This window comes from Oleiphilus sp. HI0043, assembly GCF_001634935.1.
Genome location: NZ_LWEY01000497.1, coordinates 1 through 945 on the forward strand (window position 1 = coordinate 1; position 945 = coordinate 945).

Genomic DNA, 945 nt, shown 5'->3' on the forward strand with positions numbered 1-945 from the left:
CGATCCCATCAAGATCAGAGTCTGCTAAGAGAGGATTGGTACCTATAGCTAGCTCTTCGCTATCAGTAAGCTCGTCGCCATCTGTATCTGAACCAAGGGGGTCTGTGCCTTCCTGATCAGCTCGATTAATTTCATCAAAGTCTGAAACACCATCTTGATCGCTATCCTCTGGACTTGGGCATGATACAGCCTGATAGGCAATGCACGTCCCATAACCCAACTCTTCGATATTGCTTAAGCCATCACCATCTTGATCATCAAGGGCATCATTAACTTCATTGCCATCGCTATCAACAGTATCGAAAAGAGTGAAGGAAAGATTAAGCTCAACATAGTCGCTCAAACCGTCGCCATCACGATCTTCGTCACCATCTCTTATACCATCATCATCTGAGTCAGTATCAAGAGGATCTGTTCCCGTAATCAAAATCTCCTGCCCATCGCTTAGACCGTCGTTATCACTATCGCTGAGTACAGGACTAGTTAACTGATCTGCTATTGAAATGGGAGTACAGAGAACTTCGCTTAACTCAAGACCTAGTTCAGTAGCATCATTCAGGCCATCGAAGTCAGTATCACTTTCAGCAGGATTACTGACTCCAAGTTCTATGAAATCACACAACAAGTCACCATCTGTATCTAACAATAACGGATCTATTGTTAGGTTTACGTCAGGCTTACGTAAACGAAAATCGTCTGAATAACTGTCATAGACATAAGTGACCTCTAAAACGTCAGAAAGCCCATCACCGTCACTGTCTGACAACCTTGGGTCTGAAACCGGGTTTAGATTAGGAAGCTCGGAACATGATACAGGATCGCCTGACAAGCCAAGCTCAAATGCGTCACTTAATTCGTCAGAATCAGTATCGCTAAGTGCAGGGTCTGTTTGAAGATACTCACCATCTTGATCGTAAATATCTTCAAAAATATCACAAATCAAAT

1 pseudogene is annotated in these 945 nt (G+C 43.2%); it reads right to left on the minus strand.

Going from position 1 to position 945, the window contains the following annotated elements:
- A pseudogene (locus A3729_RS32435) lies at nucleotides 1–945 on the minus strand (hypothetical protein); the annotation flags it as partial.